Below are 7,894 nucleotides of genomic sequence, written 5' to 3' on the forward strand. Positions count from 1 at the left end.
GAGCCGCCGTTGTCTGTGCCCCGCATCGTCAGCCGGGCACCGGTCACCATCGCCATGGTGGCAGGGGAGGCTTCCGGAGATATCCTCGGTTCCGGTCTGATTCGTTCACTGCGTAAACGCTATCCCAATGCCCGCTTCGTCGGTATTGGCGGTGAGGAAATGATCACCGAAGGCTTCCATTCCCTGGTCCCCATGGAGCGGCTTTCCGTGATGGGGCTCGTGGAGGTGCTTGGGCGCCTGCGGGAGCTCTTCGCCATCCGTGCCCGTCTGATGGATTACCTGCTGACCACACCACCGGATGTGGTTATTGGCATTGATTCTCCGGACTTTACCCTGGGTGTGGAGGAGCGGTGTCGCAAGGCAGGCATTCCCACGGCACATTACGTCAGCCCCTCGGTCTGGGCCTGGCGCCAGAAACGTATCTTCCGGATAGCCCGTTCCGTCGACCTGATGCTCACCCTGTTGCCGTTCGAGGCCCGTTTTTACGAGGATCATCAGGTGCCGGTGGCCTTTGTCGGACACCCCCTGGCTGAGCGGGTGCCCATGGAAGTGGATACCGCAGGCGCCAGGGACGCCCTGGGGCTGGATCAGGACAAGCCGGTGCTGGCCATACTTCCGGGCAGCCGGGCAGGGGAGGTGGAACGGCTGGGAGGCCTGTTCCTGGAAACCGCCCGCAGGTTGCAGGAGGTGCATCCGGACCTGCAGTTGGTGGTGCCCTGCGTGAACCGCGAGCGGGAAGTCCAGGTGCGCGAGCTGGCGGATTCACTGGATGTACAATTGCCGCTGACGGTGGTGAGGGGCCGGTCCCGGGAGGTCATGGCCGCGGCAGATGTTGTGCTGCTGGCCTCCGGAACCGCCACCCTGGAAGCCATGCTGCTGAAAAAGCCCATGGTGGTGGGCTATCGCCTGAGTAATCTGAGTTATGCGTTGGTATCCCGCCTGGTGAAAGTGCCCTGGGTGTCCCTGCCCAACCTGCTCGCGCAGGAGGAGCTGGTCCCGGAACTGTTGCAGGATAACGCCACGCCAGAGAAGCTGGCAGAAGCGGTACTGGAGCGACTGGATAACCCGCAAGAGAGGGAACGGCTGCATGAAGCCTTTACCCGGCTACACCACTTGCTGCGCCGCGACGCTGACGAGCGAGCTGCTGAAGCGGTATCCGCATTGATCGAAAAGGAAAGACACTGATGGCCGGTAAAGCTGTACTGCCCCCGTTCGAATGCCAATACCTGGGCTGGAAGCTGGCCGGTGTCGACGAAGTAGGCCGTGGCCCACTGGCGGGGCCGGTGGTGACAGCGGCGGTCATTCTGCACCCGGACCGGCCCATTAAAGGGCTGGCAGACTCCAAGAAACTCACCGAAAAGCGCCGGGAAGCCCTGTACGACGAAATCATCGAAAAGGCCGCGGCCTGGAGCCTTGGCCGCTGCGAAGCCGACGAAATTGACCGCCTCAACATATTCCAGGCCACCCTCGTCGCCATGGAGCGGGCGGTAGCCGGGCTATGCGTGCCTCCGGAATACGTACTGGTAGATGGCAATCGCTGCCCGAACTGGCACTGGCCATCGGAGCCCGTTATCAAGGGCGACGGCCGCGTTGCCGCCATCAGTGCCGCTTCTGTACTGGCCAAGGTCACCCGCGACCGGGAAATGGTCGCCCTGGAAGAAACCTACCCGGGCTATGGTCTCGCTGCCCACAAGGGCTACCCCACACCGGTCCATCTGGAAGCGCTGAAGCGCCAGGGCGTTACCCCGATTCACCGCCGTTCCTTCCGGCCGGTCCAGGAGGCCCTGGAGAGCGGCGGCATCGGGGTGAAAATGGACCTCGTCGCCCTGTAGGCGTACGCAAGGCGTTCAGGTCAGCGACGCCCCTGCACCATGGTCAGTGCCAGTGCGACGGTGCCCGAGGCCAGCAGGGCGCCGGCAAAGGGAGCCAGTGTCGGCGCCCCGCCGGGAAAGCTGGCGATGTAAAAGGCTTCGGTAAGACTTCCTGTCATTACCCAGTCGGGCAGGACAGCGCCCACCAGACCCGCCAGCGCGCCCCCCATCGCAGCCGTCGGCGTAACCCGGGCCCAGAGCCCCATGAGAACCGGAACGATAGCCGTCGCGCACAGCAGGTCGGCAATCAGGAACAGCCTCAGCACCGAGACCCCCTGCAACGCCACGATAACCACCGGCACCATCAGGGCCACCGTCACCCAACGGGCGGCGGTCAGGGTCAGGCCATCTTTCTCGGCTACCGCGAGGGATGCAATGCCATTCTGCAGGGTATCCACGGAGGAGGCGACCAGGGTCACCGCCAGCACAAGGGCTACGGCTCCGAGCCACTGTGGCGCTTCACTGAGCAGTGCGAAGAAGGGAATCGGGGGCTGGCCCAGGTCGAGCCCGGCCATGGCAGCACTCATGCCGAGGCCGCCGACAATGGCCACCACAACGATCGTGGTACCACCCCCGAGGATTGCCCCTTTCCAGAGTGACGCGCTGTCACGGGCCGCCCACACCCGCTGCCAGTAGCCCTGATGGAAAAGGTTGGCTGCGGTCACGGCAAGCACCAGGGTCAGAGCCACACTGACGGCACTCCAGAACGGGATGCCTGGCAGCCCGGCAGAGGCTGTTACGGGGGGCAGGTGTTTCCAGTCCACGAACAGAACGGCTGCCAGCAGTGCCATCAGCAGCAGCGCTTGCCAGCGGTCTGTGGCAAGGCTGGCTCTCAGCCCGCCCCAGGTGGTGTAGATCAGGGTGGTTACCGCTACGGCGATGATGACGACCTGGCCGTTCAGGTCTGAAAGTAGCCCGGTAATCGAGCCAATGGCCGTGAGCTCGGCGGCCAGAAAGCACGCCATATAAAGCACCGAAATCAGCGATACCCATCGGCGCATGCCCTTGCCGAATCGTTCCTCGGCAAACCCACTGATACTGCGCCCCCTGGGCATTTGCCTGCGAATCAGCGGGCCGAGGGTAGCGAAAATGATAAATGGCAGTGCCGCCCCCAGGGCGTAGCCGGCAAGCGCGACCGGCCCGACAAACGCGCCGACTTCCGGTGGCGCAAACAGAATCCAGGCGCCCATGCCTGAAGCCAGAAAGGAGAGGCCGATGGTGGTGGCTCCCTGACTGTTGCGGGCTGTCATGTAATCATCAAGGCCACTGGCCGTCTTGCGGGCGCGGAGCCCCAGCCAGCCGAAAAGGCACAGTGCCGCCACAATGGCGGCCAGGTGGGTCATCATCATGTCGCGCTTCCTCCGCCGGAATGATCCGGATCAGGTTCCAGGGTCTGTCGAAGACACTCTCAGTCCCGGCGGCTGATGCCGGGGCTCCCCTGGCGACTGGGTTGTGGGTTGTGATGTCACTGGTTTCTGCTGTTCGCTGGCAGGCACTGTAAGGCTATATCGCACCACAGGCAACTAAACTGGGGCGTGATGCCCCGGAGCACTTGTCCTACCCTCGGGGGGCGTACTCGCCTCGCAGATGGTGTAACCTTGATCCAGCATCAGGCCGGCGGCTTCCTGTTTGAACTCAGGACTAAAGGACTGTCGTTACCTGATCATTGGCTACGACATGTTGATAACAAGCAGACCACAGATAATCGGCAGGTGCGGTGTCACCCGGGCCTGCGAGCAAGGTGGCGAGGACAACTGATGGGTGAGATTGAAGCCCGGGACGTACTGGCGACTCAAAAAAAGCTCTACCACAAGTTGCTTGGAAAGCGCGCCGCAATAACTTCCTGTGATGCGAGAGACCTGGCTGCCCAGTCACTTCTACTGCTGGATGATGCGCAGCAGTGCTGGCAATTGGTAACCGACTGGTTACAGGCCCGGTTCGACGCAGACCGGGTAGACGGCGGGTGGGGCCGTCCGTTTGATCCCGTTTATACTCCGGCCCAGGCTGAGTCTTTTGCTTCTCGGGCGCCCATATCATCCATGCGCGCATTGCGAGTAGAAAACACTGACCCCGGTGTTCGTGACCTTTGGCTTTCTGACCAGCCAGTTGTCTACGTCGATATTGCCCAAGAGCCGAGATTCCGGTCTGGGCTACGTCACGCTTTGATTGCGGCCGGGACGACCACCAAGTTGGCTGTCGCCCTGAAAAGTGGTCGTCGCCCATTCGGCTTGCTCTGCATGGATCGTGTGGTGTCTGCCCGGCCCTGGGAAGGCAGAGCATACGAAAGCTTCACTAACGTCGTGGAAGAGGTGCTGGCCCCGGTACTGAGTGCTGCAGAGCAGTTATGCGATGGTACTTCTCATCTTGTGCCACAGCCACAAACCGGTTTGACCGGTACCCTGCAAGAGTCGCCGCTCTCCCGGTTGACGACCGCGGAACGAACGGTGGCCAGACTGGCTGCGTCAGGGAAGAGCTACAAGGAAATAGCGCGTGAACTGGATCGAGCGTTCTCAACCATTGATCACCAGTTGCGTAGCATAAGACGGAAACTGGCGGTCCGTTCACACTCTCAGCTGGTTTCGTTGCTGGCGTCGCGAGAAAACGTCAGATACCTGACCCATCATTCCGACAGTCGCGAATATTCGCGATAGCACACCGCTCCTCGAGCCATCTAGCATGATAGGTGCACCTTCGAAGTAAACGGCTTGGTAGGTGGAAAACAAAAACACTGCAATGATCACGAGGAGAGCACAATGCAATTGACGACCAATACTCCATCACTCGAGGGAGAGGTGTCATGAACTCTGTTGCCGATATTGCTGAGCTGCCAGCCACTTCTCACCTGGGGCAGAGCGATCTTCCGTTTGTCACGTTCATGGAGGGCCTGGAGCTGCAGGTTCTGCATATAAGTATTGAGAGTGGGCTGTGGGTGGTGAGAACCCGGTTTGCGCCAGGCGTAACGCTTCCGCGCCACAAGCACACCGGCGAAGTGTTTGCGATCACCTTTTCCGGTTCCTGGAAGTACCTGGAATACCCTGATCTGAATACTTCAGGCTCTTACCTCTATGAACCCGCCGGGTCCATACACACATTGCATGTGCCTGACAGCAATACCGAGGTCACTGAGGTATGGTTTGCCATTCAAGGCGCAAACCTGAACCTCAACGAGCAGGGCGAAGTCGATAGCGTATGGGATGCAGCCTTTATCCTTGAAACATACCGGGAGCTCTGTAAAGCGGAGGGTCTGGATAGCTCTGGTGTTATCATCACGTGAAGTCGTTGCCGCCCTGTACAGGGCGGCAGTCATTCAGCACCAGTTAGTGTGCTGTGGGGGATTACGGCATTCAGTTTGCGACCCTGGACTCCCTGCAGGACGCCAGGTGCTATACACCTGATCCGTACTATTGCCACTTCGTGATGAATTCGATCGCTGCAGCGTTCACCTCTTTCGGATCCGAAGCGCTCAAGAAGTGCTGGCCTCCCTCAACAACTTTCAGCTGCGCTTCCTTCGACCCGGTGAAACGGGCGATGCCATCTTCGGCGTTGGCGACGGAATATACGGAATCCGCAGTTCCGTGAATCCACAGCACCGGACACGTAACACTGTCAAGGCGGGCCAGTAAACTGTCCCGGTCGCGCAGATTGATCGAGCAGGTCCGTAGCCGCTCACGGCCAGAATCCCCGGAATAATTCCTGCGGTAGACGTCCAGCCAGAACGCCCGATCCTCGTCGGATACTGAATCGCCCAGGCCGGCGTCAAGCACGCCAATAACAAATTCATCCGGTACCACCCAGTCGTCGGGGACAGGTTCAGCCAACGCGTCAATGGCGGGTGTGCAGAACTCGGTGCCATCCCAGCAGCCAAGTGCCTGGCTTTGCTGACTTTCGCGGTCCATGGACGTGCCCAGCGGAATGATTCCTTTTATGCGGTCGGGTGCGAGCATGGCGGTTTGGGTCACAATCCAGCCACCCTGGGAGGTGCCCATTGCGAAGGCCTGGTCAATGCCCAGCGCATCCAGCACCTGCAGGTTGGCGATCGCACTGTCCCAATAGGTGAACTGGCGGTAGGTGGAGCGGGTTTTGCCGTGGCCGTATGGCTCGATGGCCAGGAGGTTGGCCACCTTCAGGAGTTCCTCGTCGGAGAATTGTGGCCTGAACAACTCGGCCGAGGTGGTAAACGAGTTATTCATGATCAGTGTTGGCAGTGATGGATCGTAAGGCCTGCCAAAGCGGTAACCCACAGTGGAGCCACCGAGGTGGGGGATATCGACGGTTTGGGTAGTGTCAGTCATTGAGCAATCCTTTTGTTATTAATATCAGAAAGGGATTTCGAGATCTGAGTTACAACTGGGCGTGGGAGTAAATGCCCAGTTCAGTCAAAGCTACGATGGGCTGGAAGTCAAACCCGGGCGGGTGGCAATCGGCGGCTTGCCAGGACTGTGCAAAGGGCGCGCCCGACGTTACCTGGAGCGGGCGTTGTAAGCGCCGTCCCCGGCGATCACATCCGGGGACGGCTTGGCAGTGTTACTCCTGCCGGCGGTAGGGGTCCTGGTTATACGCCTTTACCTCGGCCCGGGCGACCACGTTATGGTGGACCTCGTCCGGTCCGTCTGCCAGTCTCAGGGTGCGCTGCTTGGTATACATGTCGGGCAGCGCTGACCACTGGCTGACGCCGGTGGCGCCGTGGATCTGGATAGCTTCGTCGATAATCTTGCAGACCTTCTCTGGCACCATGGCCTTGACCATGGAGACCCAGACGCGGGCTTCCTTGTTGCCAAGCACGTCCATCGCCTTGGCGGCCTTGAGGACCATCATGCGCATGGCTTCAATTTCGATCCGCGCGCGTGAAATGGTTTCCATATTCTTGCCCAGATCCAGGATCGGGCGACCGAAGGCTTCACGGCTCTGACCGCGTTCGATCATCAGGTCCAGCGCCTTCTCGGCGGCGCCGATGGAACGCATGCAATGGTGGATGCGCCCCGGGCCCAGGCGCAGCTGTGAAATCTCGAAGCCGCGGCCTTCACCCCACAGTATGTTCTCTTTCGGGACCCGCACATTCTCGAGTTTGATGTGCATGTGGCCATGGGGGGCGTCGTCGTGGCCGAACACGTGCATGGGGCCGACCACAGTCAGACCCGGCGCATCCATGGGTACCAGGATCTGGGACTGTTGACGCCAGGCCTCGGCATCCGGACTTGTCTTGACCATGCAGATCATGATCTTGCAGCGGGGATCGCCGGCGCCGGAAATGTAGTACTTTTCGCCGTTGATGACCCATTCGTCGCCTTCCAGTACCGCGCTGGTTTCAATATTGCGAGCGTCCGAAGAGGCCACATGGGGTTCGGTCATACCGAAGCAGGAGCGGATCTTGCCTTCCAGCAATGGTTTAAGCCACTGCTCTTTCTGCTCGGGGGTACCAACCCGTTCCAGTACTTCCATGTTGCCGGTGTCCGGCGCGGAGCAGTTGAGGGTCTCCGAAGCCAGGGGGTTCTTGCCCAGCTCCACCGCCAGGTAGGCATAGTCGAGGTTGGACAGACCTTCACCGGTTTCGGCGTTGGGCAGGAAGAAGTTCCACAACCCGGCTTCCTTGGCCTTCTGCTTAGCGCCCTCAAGCAGCTCGAGCTGGCCGGGAGCGTAGCTGAACCGGTCTGCGCGGCCTTCGCCCAGGCGTTCGAATTCTTCCAGAATGGGATCGACATTGTCACGGATATGTTGCTTGACGGCCTCAAGCAATGGCCGGGATTTTTCCGACATGGTGAGGTCGTTCATTTCTGCTGGCGTGGTAGTGATGTCCACGAGGGCTTCTCCTTGTTGTAGTGAGCTTTCCAGACTCGGGGTTGAGGGTGCTTTCCGACAGTTGACGGATTGCCTTCTGTTATTCTTCGTCCAGGTTCTGGCAGAGCCGATGCAGACTCTTGCGGTCCACAATATCAATCAGGCGGGACATAGGTCAGCTAACGCTAAAGGGCAGACCGATTAGTGTCAACAATAAAACGAGCGGTCGCTCTATTGTTATTGCTCGG

General features: G+C 60.1%; 7 protein-coding genes and 1 riboswitch. Of the genes, 4 read left to right on the plus strand and 3 right to left on the minus strand.

Annotated features, from left to right (window positions below; translation table 11 throughout):
* The first annotated feature begins 24 nt into the window (after nt 1-24).
* Together lpxB and rnhB are read left to right on the plus strand one after the other, a co-directional pair.
* Nucleotides 25-1,185 carry a lipid-A-disaccharide synthase gene (lpxB, locus tag ACESMZ_RS16460; RefSeq protein WP_372973010.1) on the plus strand — a complete coding sequence of 387 codons (1,161 nt, stop codon included), beginning with the start codon at nt 25-27 and terminating at the stop codon, nt 1,183-1,185.
* Nucleotides 1,185-1,832, plus strand: a complete 648-nt coding sequence (gene rnhB, locus ACESMZ_RS16465; protein WP_372973005.1) for a ribonuclease HII — start codon at nt 1,185-1,187, stop codon at nt 1,830-1,832. Before lpxB ends, rnhB begins: the two co-directional genes overlap by 1 nt.
* Nucleotides 1,833-1,852: 20 nt before the next feature.
* On the opposite strand, the gene ACESMZ_RS16470 is transcribed toward rnhB, so the two are convergent.
* Nucleotides 1,853-3,220 carry a sodium:solute symporter family transporter gene (locus ACESMZ_RS16470; RefSeq protein ID WP_372973006.1) on the minus strand — a complete coding sequence of 456 codons (1,368 nt, stop codon included), beginning with the start codon at nt 3,218-3,220 and terminating at the stop codon, nt 1,853-1,855.
* Nucleotides 3,210-3,321, minus strand: a riboswitch (TPP riboswitch). (Overlaps the previous gene by 11 nt.)
* 307 nt (nt 3,322-3,628) lie before the next feature.
* Here ACESMZ_RS16470 and ACESMZ_RS16475 point away from each other — a divergent pair.
* Together ACESMZ_RS16475 and ACESMZ_RS16480 are read left to right on the plus strand one after the other, a co-directional pair.
* A complete protein-coding gene (locus ACESMZ_RS16475; protein ID WP_372973007.1) occupies nt 3,629-4,522 on the plus strand; it encodes a LuxR C-terminal-related transcriptional regulator in 894 nt (297 codons plus the stop codon).
* Nucleotides 4,523-4,668: 146 nt separating this feature from the next.
* On the plus strand, nt 4,669-5,145 hold the full coding sequence (locus ACESMZ_RS16480; protein WP_372973008.1) for a 2,4'-dihydroxyacetophenone dioxygenase family protein: 477 nt from the start codon (nt 4,669-4,671) through the stop codon (nt 5,143-5,145).
* 127 nt (nt 5,146-5,272) lie between these two features.
* Here ACESMZ_RS16480 and ACESMZ_RS16485 read toward each other — a convergent pair whose 3' ends face one another.
* Both ACESMZ_RS16485 and ACESMZ_RS16490 read right to left on the minus strand, forming a co-directional pair.
* The gene (locus ACESMZ_RS16485; protein WP_372973009.1) at nt 5,273-6,163 is read right to left on the minus strand and encodes an alpha/beta fold hydrolase; all 891 of its coding nucleotides are present in this window, start codon (nt 6,161-6,163) and stop codon (nt 5,273-5,275) included.
* 232 nt (nt 6,164-6,395) lie between these two features.
* Nucleotides 6,396-7,640 carry an acyl-CoA dehydrogenase family protein gene (locus ACESMZ_RS16490; RefSeq protein ID WP_372973011.1) on the minus strand — a complete coding sequence of 415 codons (1,245 nt, stop codon included), beginning with the start codon at nt 7,638-7,640 and terminating at the stop codon, nt 6,396-6,398.
* Between the last annotated feature and the right edge of the window lie 254 nt (nt 7,641-7,894).

The organism is Marinobacter sp. (assembly GCF_041690615.1).
Taxonomy (GTDB): Bacteria; Pseudomonadota; Gammaproteobacteria; order Pseudomonadales; family Oleiphilaceae; genus Marinobacter.